Annotated in this window: 20 protein-coding genes and 2 pseudogenes; 17 read left to right on the forward strand and 5 right to left on the reverse strand. The window is 65.1% G+C overall.

The annotated features are described in order from the left end of the window. The first annotated feature begins 215 nt into the window (after nucleotides 1-215). A complete protein-coding gene (locus tag ACVISU_RS19125) occupies nucleotides 216-890 on the forward strand; it encodes a LuxR C-terminal-related transcriptional regulator (RefSeq protein WP_456707949.1) in 675 nt (224 codons plus the stop codon). On the opposite strand, the gene ACVISU_RS19130 is transcribed toward ACVISU_RS19125, so the two are convergent. Then, complete coding sequence (locus ACVISU_RS19130) at nucleotides 849-1,241, reverse strand: hypothetical protein (protein ID WP_456707950.1); 393 nt, start codon at nucleotides 1,239-1,241, stop codon at nucleotides 849-851. The two genes, ACVISU_RS19125 and ACVISU_RS19130, sit on opposite strands and share 42 nt — an antisense overlap. Between ACVISU_RS19130 and ACVISU_RS19135 the strand changes: the two genes are divergently transcribed. The 9 genes from ACVISU_RS19135 (at nucleotide 1,240) to ACVISU_RS19175 (ending at nucleotide 9,375) form a co-directional block, all read left to right on the forward strand. Next, nucleotides 1,240-3,699 (forward strand): S8 family serine peptidase, encoded by a 2,460-nt coding sequence (locus ACVISU_RS19135; RefSeq protein ID WP_456707951.1) that lies wholly within the window; start codon nucleotides 1,240-1,242, stop codon nucleotides 3,697-3,699. The two genes, ACVISU_RS19130 and ACVISU_RS19135, sit on opposite strands and share 2 nt — an antisense overlap. A 174-nt stretch (nucleotides 3,700-3,873) precedes the next feature. Next, complete coding sequence (locus ACVISU_RS19140) at nucleotides 3,874-4,068, forward strand: hypothetical protein (protein WP_050401861.1); 195 nt, start codon at nucleotides 3,874-3,876, stop codon at nucleotides 4,066-4,068. 57 nt (nucleotides 4,069-4,125) lie between these two features. Beyond that, entirely contained in the window at nucleotides 4,126-4,299 is a 174-nt protein-coding gene (locus ACVISU_RS19145; RefSeq protein ID WP_172803598.1) for a hypothetical protein, read from the forward strand. Nucleotides 4,300-4,335: 36 nt separating this feature from the next. Beyond that, complete coding sequence (locus ACVISU_RS19150) at nucleotides 4,336-4,677, forward strand: hypothetical protein (RefSeq protein WP_157113519.1); 342 nt, start codon at nucleotides 4,336-4,338, stop codon at nucleotides 4,675-4,677. 96 nt (nucleotides 4,678-4,773) lie between these two features. Next, nucleotides 4,774-5,460: a methyltransferase family protein gene (locus tag ACVISU_RS19155; protein ID WP_456707952.1), complete on the forward strand. Its 687-nt coding sequence runs from the start codon at nucleotides 4,774-4,776 to the stop codon at nucleotides 5,458-5,460. 155 nt (nucleotides 5,461-5,615) lie between these two features. Further along, complete coding sequence (locus ACVISU_RS19160) at nucleotides 5,616-6,248, forward strand: HAD-IA family hydrolase (protein WP_193791648.1); 633 nt, start codon at nucleotides 5,616-5,618, stop codon at nucleotides 6,246-6,248. 173 nt (nucleotides 6,249-6,421) lie between these two features. Then, on the forward strand, nucleotides 6,422-6,733 hold the full coding sequence (locus ACVISU_RS19165) for a hypothetical protein (protein WP_456707953.1): 312 nt from the start codon (nucleotides 6,422-6,424) through the stop codon (nucleotides 6,731-6,733). 311 nt (nucleotides 6,734-7,044) lie between these two features. Further along, nucleotides 7,045-7,992, forward strand: coding sequence for an AAA family ATPase (locus ACVISU_RS19170; protein ID WP_456707954.1), 948 nt, complete (start codon nucleotides 7,045-7,047; stop codon nucleotides 7,990-7,992). A gap of 6 nt (nucleotides 7,993-7,998) precedes the next feature. After that, nucleotides 7,999-9,375 (forward strand): vWA domain-containing protein, encoded by a 1,377-nt coding sequence (locus ACVISU_RS19175; RefSeq protein WP_456707955.1) that lies wholly within the window; start codon nucleotides 7,999-8,001, stop codon nucleotides 9,373-9,375. Between the two features lie 12 nt (nucleotides 9,376-9,387). Here ACVISU_RS19175 and ACVISU_RS19180 read toward each other — a convergent pair whose 3' ends face one another. After that, on the reverse strand, nucleotides 9,388-9,915 hold the full coding sequence (locus ACVISU_RS19180) for a hypothetical protein (RefSeq protein WP_456707956.1): 528 nt from the start codon (nucleotides 9,913-9,915) through the stop codon (nucleotides 9,388-9,390). Nucleotides 9,916-10,248: 333 nt separating this feature from the next. Here ACVISU_RS19180 and ACVISU_RS19185 point away from each other — a divergent pair, with 333 nt between their 5' ends. The 4 genes from ACVISU_RS19185 to ACVISU_RS19200 all read left to right on the forward strand — a co-directional run bounded on the left by ACVISU_RS19185 (nucleotide 10,249) and on the right by ACVISU_RS19200 (nucleotide 16,581). After that, a complete protein-coding gene (locus ACVISU_RS19185; protein ID WP_456707957.1) occupies nucleotides 10,249-11,475 on the forward strand; it encodes a DUF2235 domain-containing protein in 1,227 nt (408 codons plus the stop codon). A gap of 243 nt (nucleotides 11,476-11,718) precedes the next feature. Then, nucleotides 11,719-13,587: a DNA helicase RecQ gene (gene recQ, locus ACVISU_RS19190; protein ID WP_456707958.1), complete on the forward strand. Its 1,869-nt coding sequence runs from the start codon at nucleotides 11,719-11,721 to the stop codon at nucleotides 13,585-13,587. Between the two features lie 220 nt (nucleotides 13,588-13,807). Next, nucleotides 13,808-15,556 carry a flavin-containing monooxygenase gene (locus tag ACVISU_RS19195; protein WP_456707959.1) on the forward strand — a complete coding sequence of 583 codons (1,749 nt, stop codon included), beginning with the start codon at nucleotides 13,808-13,810 and terminating at the stop codon, nucleotides 15,554-15,556. A gap of 83 nt (nucleotides 15,557-15,639) precedes the next feature. Beyond that, on the forward strand, nucleotides 15,640-16,581 hold the full coding sequence (locus ACVISU_RS19200; RefSeq protein ID WP_050401802.1) for a metallophosphoesterase: 942 nt from the start codon (nucleotides 15,640-15,642) through the stop codon (nucleotides 16,579-16,581). A 154-nt stretch (nucleotides 16,582-16,735) separates the two neighbouring features. Here ACVISU_RS19200 and ACVISU_RS19205 read toward each other — a convergent pair whose 3' ends face one another. The 3 genes and pseudogenes from ACVISU_RS19205 to ACVISU_RS19215 all read right to left on the reverse strand — a co-directional run bounded on the left by ACVISU_RS19205 (nucleotide 16,736) and on the right by ACVISU_RS19215 (nucleotide 19,744). After that, on the reverse strand, nucleotides 16,736-17,998 hold the full coding sequence (locus ACVISU_RS19205) for a S1C family serine protease (RefSeq protein ID WP_456707960.1): 1,263 nt from the start codon (nucleotides 17,996-17,998) through the stop codon (nucleotides 16,736-16,738). A 204-nt stretch (nucleotides 17,999-18,202) separates the two neighbouring features. Then, entirely contained in the window at nucleotides 18,203-18,448 is a 246-nt protein-coding gene (locus ACVISU_RS19210) for a hypothetical protein (protein WP_456710858.1), read from the reverse strand. A gap of 280 nt (nucleotides 18,449-18,728) precedes the next feature. Continuing rightward, nucleotides 18,729-19,744 (reverse strand): annotated as a pseudogene (locus ACVISU_RS19215) (1-aminocyclopropane-1-carboxylate deaminase). A 161-nt stretch (nucleotides 19,745-19,905) separates the two neighbouring features. Here ACVISU_RS19215 and ACVISU_RS19220 point away from each other — a divergent pair. From ACVISU_RS19220 to ACVISU_RS19230, 3 genes and pseudogenes are all read left to right on the forward strand, one after another. After that, the gene (locus ACVISU_RS19220; RefSeq protein WP_050401799.1) at nucleotides 19,906-20,370 is read left to right on the forward strand and encodes an Lrp/AsnC family transcriptional regulator; all 465 of its coding nucleotides are present in this window, start codon (nucleotides 19,906-19,908) and stop codon (nucleotides 20,368-20,370) included. A 172-nt stretch (nucleotides 20,371-20,542) separates the two neighbouring features. Further along, nucleotides 20,543-21,706, forward strand: coding sequence for a LysM peptidoglycan-binding domain-containing protein (locus ACVISU_RS19225; RefSeq protein WP_456707961.1), 1,164 nt, complete (start codon nucleotides 20,543-20,545; stop codon nucleotides 21,704-21,706). A 64-nt stretch (nucleotides 21,707-21,770) separates the two neighbouring features. Beyond that, nucleotides 21,771-22,577: pseudogene (locus ACVISU_RS19230) on the forward strand (NAD-dependent protein deacetylase); the annotation flags it as partial. Nucleotides 22,578-22,607: the final 30 nt, after the last annotated feature.

Consider the following 22,607-nt stretch of genomic DNA (forward strand, 5'->3'; position numbering starts at 1 on the left):
ATGCAACACATCAGATCGGGCTGCGCAATTCCCGACGACGCGGCAATGTGAACTGCATCTCTTGATCCGGCGCGCATCAACGCCGTAATTTCGACCCGATATCGATACAACCTCTGGCAGCATACCGCATACTTACCTTCATGACTTTCTGGATGCCGGTACCGTCGACCACCAGACGGCTTTCCATCCGCCATTTTGTTGAGTTCGAGGATAATATGAGGATCGCGGTCGTCACGCCGATCAGGCTGTTCAGCGAGGGGCTCACCTCGAGTTTCCAGAACCACGCCGAGTTTGCCGTCGAGGCGGCGGTTTCCGATCTCTCCGGCCTGCGCGCGACCCTCCAGACGGGCAGTGTGAGCGTCATTCTGATCGACGTCACGCAGGGCATCGATCTCGACGAAGTGCGCGTGATTGCGAGTGAGCATGCGGAGATCGCGCTGGTGGCGCTCGGCCTCAACGAGGACCGGCGCGACGTGGTCCGCTGCGGCCGGGCCGGGTTCAGCGGCTACATTTCCCGGAATGCCAGTTTCGACGAGCTGTGCCGCGCGCTGTCGGACGTGGCATCCGGGCGGCTCGCCTGCAGCGCCGAGATCTCCGGCGGACTGCTGCGCGCGCTATTTTGCATGGAACGTCAGACGGATGCTATCGACACGGACCAGGGCTTGACGCGCCGCGAAGGCGAGGTTCTCAAGCTCATCGGGCAAGGCATGTCGAACAAGGAGATCGCGCGCGATCTCAATCTCAGTCTTGCCACCGTCAAGCATCACGTCCATCACGTGCTGCAGAAACTCGGCCTGCCGCGCCGGGCGCAGGCGATGCGGCGGGTGCGCGAAGCGCCGTGGATCGCATCATCTGCGCCGGTTCTCGATCGCCGCCGCGAGCTCGACTGACACCAGCAACCTGAATTCCGTATTCGGCTGACCGCAGCGCGTGTACGCATCGCTGCAGAGATGCGGCGCGGCCTTGCACGCAGGGGACGCATCACGCCGTAGACGATCCCGACTAAACCCCTTGATCGATCTTTCGAGCCGCAACATCGATCTCATGGATCGGTCGATCCGCATCATCGCCTCGATCCTTTCTGATCCACCGCGGTGAATAGGCCTTTCCCGGCGCACCTGCCACAACGGCACCAACGCAGCGACATGCCGCTCTTTTCGTTCGCTGCGCGGGTTGCAGATTGCCGTGGAAGGCGGATCGGCTGCGCGAACTCGCAGCAGACCGGCCAGGATCGATTTCATGAATCCAGTTGCCGACATCGCTGGTCTGAATGCCTTGTGGCAGAGCACGTCGGGTGGCGACCCCGCGGTGAAGATCGCAATCATCGACGGCCCGGTCGATCTCAATCATCCCTCGCTCAGCCAGGCCCGCGTCGCCAGGGGCGGCGAGTTCGTCGCGCCGTCTTCATCGATGATCCAGTCAGAGCACGGCACGCATGTCACGAGCGTGCTGATGGGCACACCTGGCAGCCCGGTGCTCGGCATCGCGCCGAACTGCAGCGCAACCGTGTTCTCGATCTATCGCGAGAATGCCGCCGGACAGATCGAGCCGTCCTCGCAAAGCACATTGGCGCTCGCGATCAACCAGGCGCTGGCCGTGGGCGCCGACATCATCAACATCAGCAGCGGTCAGCAATCCGCGACGGGACAGGCCGATCGCATTCTGGTCGACGCGGTGCGCGCCTGCGAACGCGCCGGCAAGCTGATCGTCGCCGCCGCCGGCAATGATGGCTGCCGCTGCGTGCAGGTGCCGGGCAGCCTCGCCTCCGTGCTTGCGGTCGGCGCCTGCGACCTCGCCGGCAATCCGCTGCCGTTCAGCAATTTCGGCGACGCCTATCTGGAGAACGGCGTCCTGGCGCCGGGCGAGAACATCGCCGGCGCCTCGCCGGTCCGCAACGTCAGCCTGCGGTCCGGAACGAGCTACGCTGCGCCGATCGTGTCCGGCGTCGTCGCGCTGCTGCTCTCATGCCTGCGCCAGAACGGACGCAAGGCCGACCCGCAAGCCGTCCGTACCGCGCTGCTTGAAAGCGCAGCGCCGTGCCGCAACGACGGCGGCGCTTCGCGCTGCCTCGCCGGACGGCTCGATATTCCCGCGGCTGTCGCCGCCCTGCTTGGCGAGCAGGCGGACGCCGTTATGCCGTCGGGTACCACGGCCGCGCCTCCCCGCTTCCGGGGAGTGTCCGCGCGCCCATTCGTCCAACCGTCATCCGCCGCTCAGCCAACTGCAACCAGAGAGGGTTCCATGGGAGATCTATCAGCAATGTCTGCACCATCGGCTCCGCGCATATTCGGGCCGGACGGCTCGGTCCTGCGAAGCAGCGCCGGAATGATGCCAAGCGAGGCGCAGCCCGCCTCACCGGCAGCACCTGCGGCCATGGCCGCTCCTGTTGATCACGGTGTCGCCGCCGCGCCGATCGCAGCGCCCGCGCCTTATCCGTATCACGTACCTCATGCGGGCGGCGACATGGTCTGGATGCCGGCACCGGCACCGCAGATGGTCATGCCACCGATGATGATGCCGCAGATGGCGATGCCTCAAGCCGGCATGATGCCGCAAACCTGGCTGCAGCCGCAGCAACTTCCCATGCTGACGCCGAGCAGCGCGCTTCCCGTCGCAATGCCCCAGGCGCTGCCGATGTACGAAGCCCCCGCGGTTCGAGCCAGCGAGAAGAACTGCAGTTGCGGCGGCGGGATGCGTCCGCAGGGCGCTACGGCCGAGTCCACCGGTCAACTCGCCTTCCCGATCGGCCGGCTGTTCTACGATTTCGGCAAGGAGGCCCGCCTCGATTATTTCGTGCAGGCGATCGCCAACTGGCGCGACAGCCTGATCGGCCGCGGCGATCCCGCGTTCGGACCGGAGCGCGATCGCTCCGGCGATACCTCGGCGCCGTACAATCCGGCGATCATGGCGCGCTATTTGTTGAACCAGGCCGAAGGTGAGGCCGCGACGCCGGCCGGCGCCGGCAACAACTTCCCCGACGCCGACGCCATCACCTGGACGATGACGATCGATTCGATCCCGATCTACGCGATCAAGCCGCTCGACGTGTTCGGTCTCGGGTTCTTCGCCGCGCTCATCCTGGCGCTCTGGCATCAGGAGGTTTCGCATGACGATCCCGCGACGACCCGCACCGTGGCACAGGCGGCGGCGGCCGCCGCCGACGCTGACGCACGACCGATCACACCCCCGGCATTCCCGCCGCGCGGCGGCGTGGCGCGGGTCTCGATGGCCGGCTGGGTCGACAGCACCAACACGACCAGGCTGCTCAACGGCACGGTCGTTCCGACGCTGGTGACCGACTGGCGCGGCTTCTACCAGTGGGATCTCTACACGCTGTTCGGGCCCGACACCAACACCTGGCCGGACGGCGCCGAGGGCTTCCTCGAGCGCATCTACAACGAATTCCGCAATGTCGGTCTTTCACCGCAGGATCGCGCGCTGAACTACTCGGCGATGAATGCCTACAACACGCGGAAGATCTTCACCGACGTCGCCAAGAAGGGCTTGCGGCTCGACAGCGTCGAAGTCGACCAGAGTCTGATCTGCCGTCCGGAATCGATCTGCCACGACGTGACCTACCGCTTCTTCAACCCGACGCAGGTCCTGACCCAGGCGCGCGAAGTCTATCAGTACACGATCGACGTCAGCGACGTGGTGCCGGTGGCGGTCGGACCATTGCGGCAGTGGCAGGTCTATTGACTCGATTGCTCCTCTGCGTCCGGAGGAGATCAGAACGTGGCGCGAATTGGCGTCACGTGGTCCAGGGGACCGACGCGATGAGCGATCCCCTGGGCGACGTCCAGCGACGGCGGCCCCGGTCGGTGCCCACCTCCCGTGGTTGCCGTCAATTCAAACCGAAAGAAGGAGCTGAACATGTACGCAAGGAACGACTTTGAGACCTTCGGCAGCGTGCGTAGCCCGATCCAGTGTGAGGGCATCGAGCGCGGTCCGAAGCGGATTGCTGAAGTGGCGACCAACGGGTCGGTCAACCCGCAGGACTGGGGCGATATCCTCGGTGGCATCGCGAAGGTGGCTCTGCCCGCCCTCGGCGGCGTACTCGGCATCTGATCGCCAAACGTGGGGCCCGACGCGGTCGGGCCCCACTCCACCCTCGAGGAGGCCGACATGATGCAGAAATCCACCGCCAGGAGCCCACAGCAGCAGAACGATCGCCGGATCGAGCCCTCCGGCAAGATCGTCGTAGGGTCCGTCGTGAGCCACGCCTCGCTGCTCGCCGCGATCAGCGATCGCAACCCGATCATCGCCAAACGCACCACATCCGACGAAGAGAGATCCTGAGATCGTCGTCATCACCGAACATATGGAGCCGATGCCATGGCAAGACCGCCCCGCAAATCCGGATCCGACAGCGCGGCTTCTCCGCCGTCGGCGGAAACACCATCCGCAGCGTCAAGCATCACCGACGCGCGGCGCCCGCTGGAGGCAGCTGTTGTCGCCCGTCCGAAGATCGCCACCACGCCCGCCCCACCGACAACGTCGGCCTACATGGCGCCGCCGCAGGGCCCCGGTGCTCCGCAGCAGATGCGCCATGACGGCTCGCCGCATTCGGAGGCGCGGCTCAACACCGCGATGAAGATCCTGCTCGATCCCACGGCACGCGCGCTGCCGAGCAAGGTCTATTCCGGGCAGGCGCGAAACTGGACCCGCAGACCGTGACCGGACCTACGTACTGAGCCGCGCTTCGATCCGCACCCCACGCAACGGCCGCCTGATCCAGCGGCGCCGCCGTTGCCGCCCGCCGGAGAGAGAGACATGAACCAGAATGGCAATCCCCCTCGCATCAATCTGCGCCGCGCCGCCGGCACGTTTGTGGGCCTCGGGACACTGCTGTTTCTCGCGGCCGGCACCATGCGATGGGCCGGCGCCTGGATGTTCCTGCTCGAGATCACGATCGGCGGGCTGATCACCGAGGCATGGCTCGCGAGGCACGATCCGGGTCTGCTGGCGGAGCGGCGCACATTGCGCGGCCAGGTCGGATGGGATCGCGTCATCACATCGATCATGCCGCTCTTGTGGCTGATATGGCTGCCGCTGATGGCGCTCGACGCTATCCGCTATCAGACGTCGCTCGTCCCTTCCTGGCTGCGATGCGCCGGCGCGGTGCTGATCGTGGCATCGTTCTACGTCGCCTACCGGACCTATCGGGAGAACAGCTATGCTGCGCTCGTCGTCAAGATGCAGCGCGAGCGCGGCCATGCTGCGGTGACTACGGGGCCATACGCCTATGTGCGCCACCCGATCTATGCCAGCGGCCTGTTGACCTATGTCGGCACGCCGCTGCTGCTCGGGTCGTGGTATGGCCTTGCCATCGTGCCGGTCATGGCTGCGCTGCTCGGCCTGCGGTCCATGATGGAGGAGCGGATGCTCACCGCCGAACTCGACGGCTATGCCGAGTATCTCGGGCGCGTGCGTTATCGCCTGGTTCCGATGATCTGGTGAGCCCGTTCCGTATGGCGGAGTTTGCTGCGAACTGGCGGCTTGCCTGATCGGCGGCAATTCCAATAAAGAAGGCTGAGCGCGCGTTGCCCTGTCTTCGGCAAAAACGGCCGGACGACCCGGGGCGAAGCCGCCGCTTTGCAACGGGCAGGACATTGATGATCGAGGCAGTGATCTGGGATTTCGGCGGCGTCTTGACCACCTCGCCGTTCGAGGCCTTCGCACGCTACGAGACCGAGCGCGGCCTGCCCATCGACATCATCCGCCGCACCAACGCAGCCAACCATCTCGAGAACGCCTGGGCCAAGTTCGAGCGCGCCGAGATCGGGATCGACGCGTTCGACGCGCAGTTCGCAACGGAATCGAAGGCGCTCGGCGCCGAGGTGCGCGGCAAGGACGTGCTGCCGCTGCTCTCCGGCGACTTGCGGCCCGAAATGGTCGAGGCGCTGAAGCGCATCAAGGCGAAGTTCAAGACCGGTTGCATCACCAACAATCTGCCGTCGAACGCAATCGGCAGCCATAGCGGGCGCACGCTCTATGTCGCGGAAGTCATGGCGCTGTTCGACCATGTCATCGAGTCCGCCAAGATCGGCCTGCGCAAGCCCGATCCGCGCATCTACCAGATGATGGTGGAGACACTGCAGGTGAACCCGAAGAACTGCGTCTATCTCGACGATCTCGGCGTCAACCTGAAGCCGGCGCGTGAGATGGGCATGACCACGATCAAGGTCGCAAGCGCCGCGCAGGCGATCTCCGAGCTCGAGGCGGCATCCGGCCTCACGCTGAGGTGAAGCGGCCTCCCGGCATATTCACGCCGCATTCAGGCGACGGTCTCTAATTCTCGGCCCCCCTGGGCCACGGCGCGACCATGAAATCGCATCGTGATCCCTTTCCTTGTCTGAGCATGACGTTCCGGAGAGCCGACGTTCCACCTCTCCGGATCATACCCCGCGGAGGCATATCCATGAAACGTCTCTTCGTCGCCCTGGTCTCGGCCGGTTCGCTGCTGGTCTCGATCGCAGCGTTCGCGCAATCAGCCTCAACCCCCGCGCCGGCAGCAGCTCCCGCGCAAGAGAGCACGTCGGCGGCAGCGCCCGTCCCTGGTGCCAAGCGCGCGGCCTGCCAGAGCGCGGCGAAGGCGCTGAAGGGTCAGGACCGGCACGACCAGATGCAGCTCTGCATGGCGCAGGCGCATCTCGACTGCCTGAAGCAGGCGATTGACCAGAAGATCGTCGGCCCGCAGCGCAAGGATTTCGTGAAGAGCTGCGCGGGCTGACGGCAGCCGGGCTACGAGATTCTTCTCCTTCCCCCTGAAAGGGGGAAGGTCGGGATGGGGGTCAGCCGTAGACGCCGGCGTTTATTGAGAGAGCAGACCCCCACCCGCTTTGCTCTGGCGAGCAAAGCGACCTCCCCTTTTCAAGGGGAGGTTCGAACGACGCGTGCAGAACCGTAGCCCGTATTGCGCTCGGCGGAATACCCCAGAACCATGCGCCAACTCCATGCCTTTGCGGGCCAAACGAGCCTTGTGCTTTGCCCGCAACGGGCGCAGAACAGGTCCGGGTTTAAGGCAATTCGGAGTTGATCCTCGTGGCTGACAGCAGGCCCACCGCCTCGATCGAGGCCGTGGAAAGCGGCCTCGCCGCGCAAGGCTATATTGCGAGCCGGCAGATTGCGACCGCGGTCTATCTGTCGCAGCAGATCGAGAAGCCGATCCTGGTCGAGGGTCCTGCCGGTGTCGGCAAGACCGAGCTTGCGAAGGCGATCGCCGCCTGGCGCGGCATGAAGATGATCCGCCTGCAATGCTATGAGGGCCTCGACGAGGCCAAGGCGCTGTACGAGTGGAAATACGCCAAGCAGCTGCTCTACACCCAGATCCTGAAGGACAAGCTCGGCGAGGTGCTCGGCGGCGCGCAGTCGCTGGCGGCGGCGCTCGACCAGCTCCACACCTTCGGCGACGTGTTCTTCTCCAAGGAATTCGTCGAGCCGCGGCCGCTGCTGCAGGCACTGGAGCAAGAGGCCGGCTGCGTGCTCTTGATCGACGAGATCGACAAATCGGACGCCGAATTCGAGTCGCTGCTGCTGGAGATCCTCTCGGACTTCCAGGTCACGATCCCCGAACTCGGCACCGTCTCCGCAGTGGCGCCGCCGACCGTGATCCTGACCTCGAACAGCGAGCGCGATCTCGGCGACGCGTTGAAGCGGCGCTGCCTGCATCTGCATATCGGCTTCCCCGAGCAGAAGCTGGAAGAGCGCATCGTCGAGAGCCGGGTGCCCGGCATCTCGCAGACGCTGCGCAAGCAGATGGTCGGCTTCATCCACGAGATCCGCTCGCTCGACCTGAAGAAGCTACCCTCGGTCAGCGAGGCGATCGACTGGGCGCGCGTGCTGGTGCTGCTGCAGGCGAGCGAGCTCGACACCGAGATCGTCAAGGACACGCTCAACGTGCTCCTGAAATATGAGGCCGATATCGAGGCCGCGACGCCGCAGATTTCGTCCTTCATCGCCAAAGCGTCGCGCCAGGGCGTGTTCAGCTAAACCATTATGCGCGAGAACCTGCATCGCTTCTTTCGTGCGGCGCGGGGAGCCGGGGTCCGGGTCTCGCCTGCCGAAAGCATCGATGCGATGCGGGCGGTCGCCCAGGTCGGCTTTGCCGACCGCGACATCCTGCGCGACACCTTCCTGCTGACGCTGGCCAAGACACAGGACGAGAAGCGTGCACTCGGCGAATGCTTCGACCTGTTCTTCAGCCAGCCCGAGCCGCAGCAGGAGAACGCCGAGCAGAACAAGACCGACGACACCAGCGAATCCGGCGCCAACCCGTCGGCCGACGAACATGGCGATGCGGCGGGCGGCGCCGCCAACGAGAATCTCGGACCGCTGGCCCAGATGCTGCTGTCGCAGGATCGATCCGCAATATCGACCGCGATCGCCAATGCGTCCGGCGCCGCCTCGCTGCCCGACATCCGCTACTTCACCCAGCGCGGCATCTTCCAGACCCGCATCCTCGATGCGATGGGCATCCAGCGTCTGCGCGACGACATCGACGAACAGACCGCGCGCAATCCGGCGCTCGCCGAGCGGCTGCAGGAGGCGCTCAACGGCCTGCGCGGCACCGTTCGCGATGCGGTCTCGCAAGCCCTGCTGCTCTATGGGCGCGAGGAGGCCGAAAACCTGCGCAACGAGATCCTGCGCAACGCTCCGCTGGCGCGGATCGAACCGCGCCAGGTCGAGCAGATGCGCGCGCTGATCCGCCAGATCGCGCGCCGCCTGCGCGAGCGCTATTCCAAGCCGCGCAAGCGCCAGCGCCGCGGCCATCTCGACGTCCGCCGCACGCTGCGGCGCAACGCGGCCTGGGGCGGCGTACCGTTCCTCACCGCGTGGAAGCGCAAGCATCGCGACCGGCCGAAGATCGTGGCACTGTGCGACGTCTCCGGCTCGGTGGCGCGCGTCTCGGACTTCTTCCTGCTGTTGATCCACAGCCTGCATGAGGTGGTCGACGACGTCCGCTCCTTCGCCTTCTCGGGCCATTTGATCGAGGTCAGCGGCATCCTGGAATCCAATTCGCCGGAAGAAGCGATGAAAGAGATCATGTCCAAGGTCGGCTTCGGCTCGTCCGACTACGGCAATTCCTTCGCCGATTTCGAAGACAATTGGATGAGCGCGATCACGCCGCAAACCACGGTGATCGTGCTCGGCGACGCTCGCAGCAACAATCTCGACCCGCGCGCCGACATCCTGCGCCGCATCGGCGAGCGCTCCAAGCGACTGGTGTGGCTCAACCCCGAAGGCCGCATGGTCTGGGGCTTTGGCGATTCCGAGATGCCGCGCTACGCGACCTTCTGCACCGTGGTGCGCCAATGCGCGACCGCGCAGCAGCTCGAGCGCGCCGTCTCCGACATCGTGGCGACGTATCAGTAGATCGCCAGCGCTTTAGACGCGAAGCGAGTCGCTGTGAAATAGCCATCCGACGAACGCAACCAGCGTCAGCGCAATCGAGGCAAAGATGCTGACGAGCTTGATCGTCGTGATCGCCTTCAGGATCGAGACTGAACGTGCCGCTGCATTCGGATCGCCGTGCAGCAACAGCCAGCTCAGCAAGCAATCCTCGATCAGGTCGCTCAGCAGATACACCGCCGGCACGACAAGGCCGAGCCACGCAGCAGTCGGACGGATCTGGTTGAGCCAATGTGATGACGCCGCGCCCATCGCGCCTGCCAACGCCAGCATGACGATGAGATCGAGCGGGAACAGAATCGGGAAGACATACTTCATCCGCAGATCGGATTGCACCAGCTCGCCGAGCTGATCGCCGGTGTAGCTCAGCGTCTTCTCTGGAAAGCGAGTCCGGAATCTGCCCACGAAAACGCGATCGGAGTAGCTGCCGACCCACCAGAACAGCCCGAACGCACCCACCACCAATCCCGCGAGAATGACCGTCACGAGAGCTTGGTGGCTCATGCCGATCCATTCCAGTCCATGGTGTGGAAGCTACGGGAAGCAGCAGGCAAGATGATCGCGCGCACCGGGGAAACCCCTGAAGGGCAAAAAATATCGACGCAATATCGCAATGACTGTCGAATGAGATTCCCACCTTTTCCGAAGTGTTGCAATTGAATTCTGCGGATCGCCGGTCGGAGCGTGCACGCGCGCCGGATGCCGGCCGCAGACGTCGGAACGACAGCCGGCGTTCATGCCGCGTACACGGAGCCGTCTTCAATTGAAGATTGAATCTTCCCCGTGTTCTGCCGTACATTGAGATCACACGTTTTCACGGCGGCCGCGGGGCAACGGATGCCGAAGGATATTGTGATTTGTTGCGACGGCACCGGCAACGAGATCGGCGCCAATATTTCCAACGTGTTGAAGCTGTTTCGCGTCGCCGACAAGGACGACCAGCAGCGGATCTACTATCATCCGGGTCTCGGCACGGTCGGCCTGCAGAGCAGCTGGGGCCGCTTCAAGCAGCAGGTGCGCGGCCTGTTAGGACTGGCCTTCGGCGCCGGTCTCGATGAGGACACGCTCGGCGCCTATCAATTCTTGTGCCGGACGTGGGAACCCGGCGACCGGGTCTGGATGTTCGGCTTCAGCCGCGGCGCCTACACAGTGCGCGTGCTGGCAGCCTTCGTCCATGTGATGGGCCTGCTGCCGGTCGACCAACTCGACCTCGCCGACTACGCGTTCTCGACTTACAAGAAGGCCAGCGCCGATGCCCAGAAGTCCGAAGACGTCTTTAGCGCGGCGGCGCTCAAGGAGGCCTGGCATTTCAGCCAGATCGCCGGCGGTCGAAACATCGATATCGAGTTCGTCGGGGTCTGGGACACGGTCGCGTCGATCATTGTGCCGCGGCAAGACAGGTTCTTGCTCGACTTCGACATGCAGACGCTGCTGTTCACCCGTACCAATTCGAGCGTCAAGCGATTCCGCCAGGCAATCTCGATCGACGAGCGCCGGCGCATGTTCCGCCTCAACTGCTGGAAGGAGCCGCAGTCCCATAGATCGAATCCGTTCGATCGAGCAACGGATGGGCCGCAGGACATTCGCCAGGTCTGGTTCGCCGGCGTGCACTCCGACGTCGGCGGCGGCTACACGGAGACCGAGAGCGGGCCGTCAAAATTCCCGCTGATCTGGATGCTCGAACAGGCCGCTGCGGCCGGGCTGCATATGGACCGGGCGATGATCGCTCATCTCGCCTGGGGAATGCCGTTGCCGCCACGCACGCACGTTTACGTGCCGCCGAGCGCGACGGATCCCCTGCACAATTCATTGACCGCGGCCTGGGAGATCCTGGAATGGATTCCGAAGCGCGACAAATGGAAGGAGTGGCTGGAACGGAAGTCGTTCCTCGGCTTCTATCTGCCGCGCGGCGAGCCGCGGCCGATTCCGGAAGGGGCCACCATCCATGCCTCGGTGCTTGAGCGCATTGAGAAGGATCCGGCCTACAAGCCGATCAACCTGCCGAAGACCTACAAGGTCGAGCCAATGACGCCGCCCCCGTCGCCACCCGCTCCGACGGCCTGACGGCGTCCGAGTTTCCCGTTTCGATGTGTTTTCTGCACGCGAAGCAGCATCCCCTTCGGCCGAAGGCGCTGTACGCATCGATTGGCATCCTTGATCGGCGCGCGGCTGGGTTCAGCCGTCGGTACGGGCATGCGCGGTGATCGGCAGCCATTGCCTTAATTGAGTTTATCGCAGGACCGTGTATTAACACGTTTCGTTCCGGAATCGTTCGATCCGGGAATCCGAATCGCCCGCTCAGGGATCATGACCGCCCAGCCCGCCCTCGATCGTGCATCCGGCTCGCCTCGCGACGCGCGGTCCGTGCTCAGTTCCGTGTTCGGCCTGCCGGGCTTCCGCGGCGCACAGGAAAAGATCGTCCGCCACGTCACCGATGGCGGCAATTGCCTGGTGCTGATGCCGACCGGCGGCGGCAAGTCGCTGTGCTACCAGTTGCCGTCGCTGCTGCGCGACGGCTGCGGCATCGTGGTGTCGCCGTTGATCGCACTGATGCGCGACCAGGTCGCGGGCCTCACCGAGGCCGGCGTCAACGCCGCGGTTTTGAATTCGACGCTGTCCTATCAGGAAGCCTCCGAGGTCGAGCGACGGCTGCTCGCCGGCGATCTCGATCTGCTCTATGTCGCGCCGGAACGGCTGCTGACGCCGCGCTGCCTCAATCTGCTCGGCCAGGCGCAGATCGCGCTGTTTGCGATCGACGAGGCGCATTGCGTCTCGCAATGGGGCCACGACTTCCGCCCGGAATATATCGGCCTGTCAGCACTCGCCGAGCGCTTCCCCAAAGTGCCGCGTATCGCGCTGACGGCGACCGCGGACGCGCTGACGCGAAAGGAGATCGCCGAGCGGCTGTCCCTCACCGATGCGCCGGAGTTCGTCGCGAGCTTCGACCGGCCCAACATCCGCTACGAGATCGTCGACAAGCAAAACGCCACCACGCAACTGAAGAGCTTCATCAGGGAGCGGCATGCCGGCGATGCCGGCGTGGTCTATTGCCTGTCGCGCGCCAAGGTCGAGGACGTCGCCGCGGCGCTCAGCGAGGCCGGCATTCCCGCGCTGCCCTATCACGCCGGGCTCGACGCCGGCGTGCGCGCCCGGCATCAGGACCGCTTCCTCAACGAGGACGGCATCGTGATCGTCGCCACGATCGCCTTCGGCATGGGCATCGACAAGCCCGACGTGCGCTTCGTCGCGCATCTCGATCTGCCGAAGAGCATCGAGGCCTACTACCAGGAAACCGGTCGCGCTGGCCGCGACGGCAAGCCGTCGACCGCGTGGATGGCCTACGGCCTCTCCGACATCGTGCAGCAGCGCCGCATGATCGACGAATCCACCGGCTCCGACGCCTTCAAGCGTGTCTCGATCGGCAAGCTCGACGCGCTGGTCGCACTCGCGGAGACCGTGCATTGCCGGCGGCAGCGCCTGCTCGGCTATTTCGGCGAGACCCGCACGGACGAAAGCTGCGGCAATTGCGACAACTGCCTGACGCCGCCGCGGGTCCGCGACGGCAAGGTGCTCGCACAGAAACTGTTGTCCTGCGTCTACCGCACCGGGCAGCGCTTCGGCGCCATGCATTTGATCGACGTGCTGGTCGGGCGGCTGACCGAGCGGGTCAAGCAGTTCAACCACGACCAATTGTCGGTGTTCGGCATCGGCCGCGAGCTCAACGAGAAGCAATGGCGCGCCGTGCTGCGCCAGCTGGTGGCGATGGGCCATCTGCGCGCCGACAGCGACGCCTTTGGCGCGCTCAAGCTGACCGATAGCGCCCGCGGCGTGCTGAAGGGCGAGACCGCGGTGATGCTGCGCGAGCAGCCGGAAGGCGCGCGCAGCCGCGCCGGCCGCAGCAAATCGCGCCGTGGCGGGCTGGCGCCGGCCGCCGACAGCCCCGGCGGCGCCGTCAACCCCGCGCTGCATGCAGCGCTGCGCGCCTGGCGTTCGGAGGTCGCGCGCCAGCGCGGCGTGCCGGCCTATGTGGTGCTGCACGATTCGACCATCGACGGCATCGCCGCGATGCGCCCGGACACGCTGAACGATCTGCGCAATATCGCCGGGATCGGCGACAAGAAGCTCGAGCATTACGGCGACGAGCTGATCCGGATCGTGAAGGCCAACGACGGTTGAACAATCGGCATTGGCACTGCCCGCCGATTGCGGATTTCATCGCAACGAGTCTCGCCCGAAGCAGCGCCCGATACCGCAGCCCTCGGCCCCGCAGCATAGGAGCCATACCCGGCGCGGCAACTCATGTGCTTGCGGGCCGCGTCGCCCTCGCCCTAAGCTTTCGGTCGCCGCGTCCAACGAGGCGCGGACAAGACATAACGATACAGGGAAGAGACGGGCCATGGCTCAGGAGAGCACCGCGCGCAAGGCTGCGCGCCCTGCCGAAACTGGAACGTTCGACGTTGTCGTGATCGGCGCAGGGTTCGCCGGTCTGTACATGCTGCATCGGCTGCGCGGGCTCGGCTTCACCGCGCGGGTCTATGAGGCCGGCGGCGGCGTCGGCGGCACCTGGTACTGGAATCGCTATCCCGGCGCGCGCTGCGACGTCGAGAGCCTGCAATACTCGTTCTCGTTCTCCGAGGAACTCGATCAGGAGTGGAGCTGGTCGGAGAAATATTCTCCGCAGCCCGAAATTCTCGCCTACGCCAACCATGTTGCCGACCGCTTCGACCTGCGCGGCCAGATCGTGTTCGACACCCGCGTCACCGCGGCGACCTTCGACGAGAAGGCGGGCAGCTGGTCGATCGAAACCGATCGCGGCGACAAGGTCACCGCCAAATTCTGCATCATGGCAGTCGGCTGCCTGTCGGCGCCGAACCGTCCCGCCTTTCCCGGCATGGCGGATTTCCGCGGGCCGATCTATCACACCGGCGAATGGCCGCATGAGGGTGTCGACTTCACCGGGCTGCGCGTCGGCGTCATCGGCACCGGATCGTCCGCGATCCAGTCGATCCCGATCATCGCGCAACAGGCGTCCGAGCTCACCGTATTCCAGCGCACCGCGACCTGGTCGGTGCCGGCATGGAACGAGCGGCTGTCGGCGGAGTATCTGAAGGAAGCCAAGGCGCATTATCCGGAGCTGCGCGCGAAAGCGCGGGCGCGGCCGACCGGCTTCTATTTTCAGTTCAACGCCCAGCCCGCCTTGCAGGCAAGCGAGCATGAACGCGAGCGGCTTTATGAGGAAGCCTGGCAGCGCGGCGGCCTGCCCTTCCTCGGCGCGTTCGGCGACCTCTTGTTCGAGAAGGCGGCCAACGACACCATCGCCGATTTCGCGCGCGAGAAGATCCGCGGCATCGTCAAGGATCCCGCCACCGCCGAGCTGCTGTGCCCGCAAAACGTGTTCGGCTGCAAGCGGCTCTGCGTCGATACCAACTATTTCGAGACCTACAATCTGCCCCATGTGAAACTGGTCGACGTGTCGAAGACGCCGATCGAACGCTTCACCACCGAAGGCATCGTGGTCGACGGCATCGAATATAGATTCGATGCGATCGTGTCCGCCACCGGCTTTGCCGCCATGACGGGCTCGTTCGACAAGATCGCGATCACCGGCCGCGGCGGGCGGACGCTCGCCGAAAAATGGCGCGCCGGCCCGCGCGCCTATCTCGGGCTGGCCTCGGAGGGATTTCCGAACCTGTTCATGATCACCGGGCCCGGCAGCCCGTCGGTGCTCGCGAGCATGATCCAGGCGATCGAGCAGCATGTCGACTGGCTGGCGGATTGCATCAGCCACATGCGCGATATCGGCGCCGCCACGATCGAGGCGGTCCGCGACGACGAGGACGCCTGGGTCGCCCATGTCAACGACGTCTCCACGGTCTCGCTGCGCTCGACTTGCAGCTCCTGGTATGTCGGCGCCAACATCCCGGGCCGCCCCCGCGTGTTCATGCCCTATATCGGCGGCTTCCCGATCTATGTGCAGAAATGCAATGAGGTGATGAACTCGGGCTATGACGGTTTCGTGCTGCAGGGCGGCCGCAACGGCAATGCACCGCCGCAGGTCCGCTTTACCGAGCGCTGGCAGGTGCCGCTCGACATCGAGGTGATCTCGCCGGCAGCGGTCGCCGCCAAACGGGTTCCTGTGGTCTGAGTCGGCCGGCGGTATCCGCGCCGGGATTGCGCGTGATAGTGTCGCGCCGGCCCGCGTGTCGCATCGCGGCCGCACGGGGGACGATGGCCGACACGGCATTGCAGGGATTGGTCGAGCGGATCGGCGCGGATCACGTCGTGCGCCGGCTTGGAATCGAGGCTGCGCATGAGAAGCAGCTGTTCGGCCAGGGCACGCTCGTATTCAATGTTGAGAACTGGAAGCTGGCGCCATGGGTCGTCGAGACCGCGCTCAAGCTGGTGGGCCTACACGGCCGTGCGCGGCGCAACGCCGACCGGGTCGAGGTGCGGCGCAATCTGGTGACGTCGACGCGGCTGCCGGCGGCGTTCGAGGGCTTCACCATCCTGCACATCAGCGACCTCCACGCCGATATCAGCCAGGGCGCGATGCGGCATCTGGCTGATATCGTGCGCTATGTCGCCTGCGACATCTGCGTCCTGACCGGCGATTATCGCGGCAAGACGTTCGGCCCGTTCGAGGCGAGTCTCGCGCTGATGCGGGATCTGTGCGCGCGGATCAAGCTGCCGCTCTATGGCATCCTCGGCAATCACGACAGCATCCGCATGACGCCTGCGCTGGAGGCGATGGGCATCAGGATGCTGTTCAACGAACAGGAGCCGATCACACGCGATGGCGCGACCATCCATCTCGCCGGGATCGACGATGCGCATTTCTATCGCACCGACGACATTGCAAAGGCTGCCGCGGCGATCCCGCGCGATGCGTTCTCGATCCTGCTTGCGCATACGCCGGAATCCTATCGCGCAGCGGCGGCGGCCGGCTTCGACCTGATGCTGAGCGGCCATACCCATGGCGGCCAGCTCTGCCTGCCCGGCGGCATCGCGATCAAGCTGGAGGCGCGGCTGCCGCGCCGGATGGGCCGGGGCGCCTGGCGGTTCGGTGAACTTGCCGGCTACACCTCGGCCGGCGCCGGCACCAGCCTGGCGCCGGTGCGGCTCAACTGCCCGGCCGAGATCACGGTGCATACGCTGCGGCGGCTCGGTTGAGCCCCCGTACGTGGCAGGCGCGTTGCCAAATATCGAAAACAACCCCATGCACAGTAGCCGGCGGGCGCTTGGACGGCGAATTGCAGGTGTAATGATACCTCTTGCGGCCGCATGCCGTCGCCCGCCGTAAGATAGGGAGACGGCAGCCGAAGCCTCAATTGCCCTTCTTCGCGCTCTGCTCGTTCACCGTGCAGGTGATCAACAAGGTGTAGCCGCGCGCATCCTTGGCGATATCGGATGTCTCCTTCTTGGTTCCATCGCGCCATTCGGCGGTCCGGTACATCACCGCGCTGTTGTCGAGGAAGTCGCGCAGCGCGCCGGTCTTGATGGCGAAGTTGATGTTTTCCGGGATCGATCCTGTGGCCCGCGCCATCCTGACGGCGTCCAGCTTCGCAGCCACCACGCCGACTACGGCGCCACCGAGATCGAACAGCGGTCCGCCGCTGTTGCCGGGCTGTACCGCCGCGCTGATCTGCAGATGACGCGTGTCGTTGAGGATGCCGCTCAGCGACGAGACGATGCCCGTGGTCACGGTGAAATCGGATGTCAGCAGGCCATGATAAGGATAGCCGATCGCCACGACTCCGTCGCCGACCCGAATCGAGTTCAGCCGGATGCTCGCGACATCCTTGAACGGGGACGGCGCCTGCAGCAGCGCGAGATCGTTGGTCTCGTCGTCGGACACCAGGCGCAATTTGACGGCTGCCGCGCCGCTCAGATTTCCCGTGATCTCGCTGCAGCCTTCGATGACATGATGGTTGGTGACGACATGGCCGCTATCGCTGACGACGAAGCCGGTGCCGGTTCCTGATCGCGCCTGCTTCGCCGGCGGCGCGTTGGGTGCTGCAGCCTGCTGCGGCGGCGCAGCCGCAGGCTTGGTCGCGACCGCGAACTCGCCGGCGTTGGCGACGCCGTTCTTCTTCACCGAGACGACGCAGTTGAGCAGCGCCGGCAGCAATTGCGCAGTCTGATTGAGGTTGAACTGAAACAATTGTCCCTGCGCGAACGCCGTCATCTGGCGCGCCTTGCGGAACTGATTGATCAGCGCCGAATTCACCGGCATCTCGACATTCACGAGCTTCTCGCCGAGCGGCATGCCGTAGACATTGAACGCGGGCTGGCCGTCGAAGGTCAGCGCAAGCGGAAAGGCTTCGCCTGGCGTCAAACGCCAGCTGTCATGAGCCAAGCCCAGCCGCCAGCTGCCATTGTTGCCGATCGCCACCATGAAGAAGATACCGCTCTGGTAGGTGCTCCCTGCCGAGCAATGCGTGAACGCTCCGCTCTTGTCGTCGGTGAAGGCGCCGCCCTTCCAATTGCCGACCGTGATCGAGCCGTAGGGACCACGGGCGCTCGATGGAGTTGCAGACGCAAACAGCCACGCGGCCGCAATGGCCGCCGCCCAGATCACAACTCTCATGACACGCACTCCCCAGCCACAACCCTTTATAGGAGGCGGAGAAATTCATCCGCAAGTGGTGCGCGGCTTGGCCTTTTGTCCAGCGGCCACGCAATACCGCTGCGAATGAGGCAATCGCCACATCCTCTGGTTACAGCGGGCATGTTCCTATTTCGTTCCAAAGATGTCAACCCGGACATATTCCGACCGCCGTGCAAGCTGCGGCTATTGCGGCTCCCGAGCCGAGGATTGCGCCGGCGGATTTGGATCGCTGCGCCAGCACCACGATGCGAAGGCATGCACGCCGACGCCGATCAGGAAAATGCCGGCACAGAGCTCGACCTCGCTGTTCATCGCCAGCAGGCGAGCGCGCGCCGTATGGCCATGGCTTTGGCAAGCCCAAAACCAATGCCCCACCCCGACGATGCCGACGCCGAGCGCGGCGATGGCCCGGCCGCCCGCATTCATCATCCTCACGCGAAGGTCTCCTGACTCGCCCGGCAAGACGGGAAAATATCGAGCCAAGCTGACGCGGACCTGACGTGGGCCGGGCGTAGCCCGGATGAAGCGAAGCGTAATCCGGGCTGCCGGTCCGTCTTCTTCCCCCTGAAAGGGGGAAGGACGGGATGGGGGTCAGCCGCAAGCGACGCCGCGCGCGGAGGCTGCAGATCCCCACCCGCTTTGCTCTGGCGAGCAAAGCGACCTCCCCTTTTCAAGGGGAGGTTTGGAGCAGCGTGACCCGTGCCCTCCCTCAGCCGTTCCTGAACGCGTAGGCGTAGCCGTTGAGCGCCGGAGCGCCGCCGAGATGGGCGTAGAGCACCTTCGAGCCGGCCGGGAAGAAGCCCTTCTGCACCAGATTGATCATGCCCTGCATCGACTTCCCCTCATAGACCGGGTCGGTGATCATGCCCTCGAGCCGCGCGCTGAGGCGGATCGCCGCCTTGGTCTCCTCCGACGGCACGCCGTAGGCGGGATAGGCGTAGTCCTCGATCAGCACGACGTCGTCCTCGACGATGTCGCGGCCGAGTTCGACCAGCTTCGCGGTGTTCTGCGCGATCGACAGCACCTGCGCCTTGGTTTGCGCGGGCGTGAAAGAACCATCAATGCCGATCACGTTGCGCGCGCGCGCCCGTCGGCCGCGAAGCCGACCAGCATGCCGGCATGGGTCGAGCCGGTCACCGTGCAGACGATGATGTAGTCGAACTTGACGCCGAGCTGGCGCTCCTGCGCGCGCACCTCTTCGGCAAAGCCGACATAGCCGAGCCCGCCATATTTGTGCACGGAGGCGCCCGCCGGGATCGCGTAGGGCTTGCCGCCCGCCGCCTTCACCTCCTCGATCGCCTGCTCCCAGCTCTTGCGGATGCCGATGTCGAAGCCTTCGTCGACCAGGCGAACATCCGCGCCCATCACGCGCGAGAGCAAGATGTTGCCGACGCGGTCATAGACTGCGTCCTCATGCGGCACCCAGCTTTCCTGCACCAGGCGGCACTTCATGCCGATCTTGGCCGCGACGGCCGCAACCATGCGGGTGTGGTTCGACTGCACGCCGCCGATCGAGACCAGCGTGTCGGCGTTGGAGGCGATCGCGTCCGGGATGATGTATTCGAGCTTGCGCAGCTTGTTGCCGCCGAAGGCGAGCCCCGAATTGCAATCCTCGCGCTTGGCATAGAGCTCCACCTTGCCGCCGAGATGCTTCGACAACCGATCGAGCTTCTCGATGGCGGTCGGCCCGAATGTGAGCGGGTAGCGCGCGAACTTCTCCAGCATGCTGGCATCCTCTTTGGTGTCTCTGGAACGCGGTCAGACCTATCACTCCCAGCGCGAAAGGTGCTCTCTAACTCGGGCGCCGTGCTTATCGAATATTGCCTGATCTGACCCAGATGATATCTTTTCTCTCACCAGATTGACCAATCGTGAGAGATTCTTCCATGTCCGCTCGGCTCGACCGCATCGACCTCAAGATGTTGAGATTGCTGCAAAAGAATGGCCGGCTCAGCAACGCCGAGTTGGCCGACCAGGTCGGCGTCAGCCCCGCCACCTGCCATCGCCGGACCCAGGCGCTGTTCGACGAGGGCTTTCTCAGCGGCGTCCGCGCCATGGTGGCGCCGCGCAAGGTCGGCAAGGGCACGCTCGTGATGGTCGGCGTCGTGCTCGACCGCTCTACGCCGGAGAGCTTTGCGAGCTTCGAGCAGGCGGCGGCGAAACTCAAATGCGTGCTCGACTGCCACCTCGTCGCCGGCGACTTCGATTACTTCCTCAAGATCCGGGCCGGCGACATGGAGGATTTCAACCGCATCCACGGCGACCAGCTGATCGCGTTGCCCGGCGTGCGACAGACCCGCACCTTCTTCGTGATGAAGGAGGTGGTGGACAATGCGGCGCTGGAGTTCTGAGGCCGGCGTGAACCATCGCACGGGCCGCTCGCGGTGAACCGCGGGCTGGCCGGGAGAAGTAATCCTTTCATCCGACTTGCTGGACACCGCAAACCGGCGCAATCTCTCCGCCTCCCACAGGCTGCAGAGTCGTGCGCGGATGCGCGGGTAGATTCATCCGGGGATGACAGTCATGAACGTCACGGCGATGCGACTGGCCATACCGTTACTGGCACTTGCGGCCGGCGGCACTGCGGCGCTTATCTTCGGCATCCACCAAACCCAGCAGATCCTGGGCACGAACACGCGCCTGATGGCGACGGCGCCAGTGGCTACCGCGCGAGACCAAGACGCGGCAAGCCAGGACAAGACTGCGCTGACAAAGGCACAGACCGAGACCGCGGCCCTTGCCAACGCGTTGGCAGGACCGTCGCCAATACCGGACGGCAACGCGGTGCCGGAATTCGACGTCGTGAGCATCGAGCCGACCGGTCAGACGGTTGTCGCCGGCCGGGCGCTACCCGGCGCGACGGTGGAATTGCTGCGCAATGGCGAGGTGCACGATCACGCCGTGGCGGACAAGTCCGGCCAGTTCGTGATGGTGCCGCGCCCGCTTCCGCCGGGAAACTACGACCTGACCCTGCGCATCACGCATGACGGCAAGCAGGTGACCTCCAGACAGAGCGTGGCAGTGGCGCTCGAGGCTGCGGCAAGGGAGCGGCCGATGGTGGCGCTGATGGCGCCGGACAAGCCGATCCGCGTGCTGTCGCAACCCGCAGCCACGACGCCGGCGGCCGGGAAGCTGGCCGTCGAGGCCGTCGAGACCGAACCGGGCGGCAAACTCCATGTGAGCGCTCAGGCAACTCCCGGTGCGACCGTCAGGCTCTATCTCAACGACGCCTTGATCACATCCGCGACTGCCGACGCGGCGGGGCACCTCTCGGTCACGATCAACAAGGGCGTAACGACCGGCGATTATCGGATTAGGCTTGACGACGTCGACGCCGGCTCCGGCAAGGTCCGCGCGCGTGCCGAGGTGCCGTTCAACGTTCCGGACATGACGACGACCGCATCGATCCCGGCGCCGGGAGCGTCGTCCGCCCGCGCGGGCGTAGCCACGCCGCAGCTCGCGGCGGCGACAATACCCGCCGCGTCTGAAGCGAGCTCACCCTCCGCGGTGATCGTGCCGAAGATCACCACGGCCACCGTGGTCCGCGGCGACAGTCTGTGGCGAATCAGCCAGCGCGCATTGGGCGCCGGCCAGCGCTACGCCGTGATCTATCGGGCCAACTCGCAGCAGATCCGCAATCCCAATTTGATCTATCCCGGCCAGGTCTTCGTCCTGCCGACTCGTTGAGGCCGGCATCCTGCCGGCGGCGTAGCAGGTCTGGCGCAAGGCTGCGCGCTACACTAGATGTGCTGCCATGCAGCACCCCGCCCTCGAGGATTTCGTCGCCGGCCACCAGCGCCTGTTTGTCCTGACCGGGGCCGGCTGCAGCACCAATTCCGGCATTCCCGACTATCGCGACAGCGACGGCAACTGGAAGCGGACACGGCCAGTCACGATCCAGGCATTCCTGGGTGAGGCGGCGACGCGGCAGCGCTACTGGGCGCGCAGCATGGTCGGCTGGCGGCGGTTCGGCCGGGCAACGCCGAACGGTGCGCATCGCGCACTGGCCAAACTCGAACAGCAGGGCCGCTGTGAGTTGCTGCTGACCCAGAATGTCGACCGCCTGCACCAGGCGGCGGGCAGCCAGCGCGTGATCGACCTGCACGGCCGGCTCGATGTCGTCCGTTGCCTCGGCTGCGGCGCGACGATGCCGCGCGAGCAATTTCAGGGTGAGCTGGCGCGGCTGAATCCCGCCTGGCTCTTGCTCGACGCCACTGACGCACCCGACGGCGACGCCGATCTCGAGCACGATTTTTCGTCCTTCGTGGTGCCGGCCTGCGAGGCCTGCGGCGGCGTGCTGAAGCCCGACGTGGTGTTCTTCGGCGAAAACGTTCCGCGCGACACCGTCGCGTCGGCGCAGGCGCATCTCGAGCAGGCCGACGCTCTTCTGATCGTCGGCTCCTCGCTGATGGTCTATTCGGGGTTTCGCTTCGTCCGGATGGCGGAGCAGCTTGGCCTGCCGATCGCCGCGGTCAATCTCGGCCGCACCCGCGCCGACGAGCTGCTCACGCTCAAGGTCGAGGATAGTTGCGAGACGGCGCTGGCGTTTTTGCTGTAGGTCACAGCGGCTTCGGCTCACCTCTCCCCA

It is taken from the genome of Bradyrhizobium sp. USDA 4452, from assembly GCF_054063575.1.

Excerpts from the sequence above, each read along its gene's own strand:
- ACVISU_RS19125 (WP_456707949.1), top strand. The coding sequence starts at position 216 with ATGAGGATCGCGGTCGTCACGCCGATCAGGCTGTTCAGCGAGGGGCTC.
- ACVISU_RS19135 (WP_456707951.1), top strand. The coding sequence starts at position 1,240 with ATGAATCCAGTTGCCGACATCGCTGGTCTGAATGCCTTGTGGCAGAGC.
- ACVISU_RS19130 (WP_456707950.1), bottom strand. The coding sequence starts at position 1,241 with ATGAAATCGATCCTGGCCGGTCTGCTGCGAGTTCGCGCAGCCGATCCG.
- ACVISU_RS19140 (WP_050401861.1), top strand. The coding sequence starts at position 3,874 with ATGTACGCAAGGAACGACTTTGAGACCTTCGGCAGCGTGCGTAGCCCG.
- ACVISU_RS19145 (WP_172803598.1), top strand. The coding sequence starts at position 4,126 with ATGATGCAGAAATCCACCGCCAGGAGCCCACAGCAGCAGAACGATCGC.
- ACVISU_RS19150 (WP_157113519.1), top strand. The coding sequence starts at position 4,336 with ATGGCAAGACCGCCCCGCAAATCCGGATCCGACAGCGCGGCTTCTCCG.
- ACVISU_RS19155 (WP_456707952.1), top strand. The coding sequence starts at position 4,774 with ATGAACCAGAATGGCAATCCCCCTCGCATCAATCTGCGCCGCGCCGCC.
- ACVISU_RS19160 (WP_193791648.1), top strand. The coding sequence starts at position 5,616 with ATGATCGAGGCAGTGATCTGGGATTTCGGCGGCGTCTTGACCACCTCG.
- ACVISU_RS19165 (WP_456707953.1), top strand. The coding sequence starts at position 6,422 with ATGAAACGTCTCTTCGTCGCCCTGGTCTCGGCCGGTTCGCTGCTGGTC.
- ACVISU_RS19175 (WP_456707955.1), top strand. The coding sequence starts at position 7,999 with ATGCGCGAGAACCTGCATCGCTTCTTTCGTGCGGCGCGGGGAGCCGGG.
- ACVISU_RS19180 (WP_456707956.1), bottom strand. The coding sequence starts at position 9,915 with ATGAGCCACCAAGCTCTCGTGACGGTCATTCTCGCGGGATTGGTGGTG.
- ACVISU_RS19185 (WP_456707957.1), top strand. The coding sequence starts at position 10,249 with ATGCCGAAGGATATTGTGATTTGTTGCGACGGCACCGGCAACGAGATC.
- recQ (WP_456707958.1), top strand. The coding sequence starts at position 11,719 with ATGACCGCCCAGCCCGCCCTCGATCGTGCATCCGGCTCGCCTCGCGAC.
- ACVISU_RS19195 (WP_456707959.1), top strand. The coding sequence starts at position 13,808 with ATGGCTCAGGAGAGCACCGCGCGCAAGGCTGCGCGCCCTGCCGAAACT.
- ACVISU_RS19200 (WP_050401802.1), top strand. The coding sequence starts at position 15,640 with ATGGCCGACACGGCATTGCAGGGATTGGTCGAGCGGATCGGCGCGGAT.
- ACVISU_RS19205 (WP_456707960.1), bottom strand. The coding sequence starts at position 17,998 with ATGAGAGTTGTGATCTGGGCGGCGGCCATTGCGGCCGCGTGGCTGTTT.
- ACVISU_RS19210 (WP_456710858.1), bottom strand. The coding sequence starts at position 18,448 with ATGATGAATGCGGGCGGCCGGGCCATCGCCGCGCTCGGCGTCGGCATC.
- ACVISU_RS19220 (WP_050401799.1), top strand. The coding sequence starts at position 19,906 with ATGTCCGCTCGGCTCGACCGCATCGACCTCAAGATGTTGAGATTGCTG.
- ACVISU_RS19225 (WP_456707961.1), top strand. The coding sequence starts at position 20,543 with ATGAACGTCACGGCGATGCGACTGGCCATACCGTTACTGGCACTTGCG.